The organism is Sphingomonas sp. 10B4, from assembly GCF_035019905.1.
GTDB lineage: Bacteria > Pseudomonadota > Alphaproteobacteria > Sphingomonadales > Sphingomonadaceae > Sphingomonas > Sphingomonas glacialis.
In genome coordinates, this window is record NZ_JASJVC010000295.1 from 1 (window position 1) to 276 (window position 276).

Consider the following 276-nt stretch of genomic DNA (forward strand, 5'->3'; position numbering starts at 1 on the left):
TGTCACGCTTCATCGGCGCAAGTTTGGCAATCAGTTTGTTCTGTACCGATGAAGGAATATGCTGTTGCTCCATCGCGATTTGCAAATCTTCTGCCAGGGCGTTGAACTGAGCACCAGTGATGCCGAGCTTGTCGTGTGACACCTTCATGCTGTCGCCAGAGTAAGTGCAAGGGCCACCGCTGAGAACGCAAAATTGTTCTTTTAATAGCTTGGCCAGGCGCTTCATGTTGGTTTCTTTGAACGACTCTTTGATACGTGGATCTGCCAGTACTAATG

At 48.9% G+C, this 276-nt stretch carries 1 pseudogene; it reads right to left on the reverse strand.

The window, feature by feature from the left end:
* A pseudogene (locus QN347_RS19875) lies at positions 1-226 on the reverse strand (group 1 truncated hemoglobin); the annotation flags it as partial.
* Between the last annotated feature and the right edge of the window lie 50 nt (positions 227-276).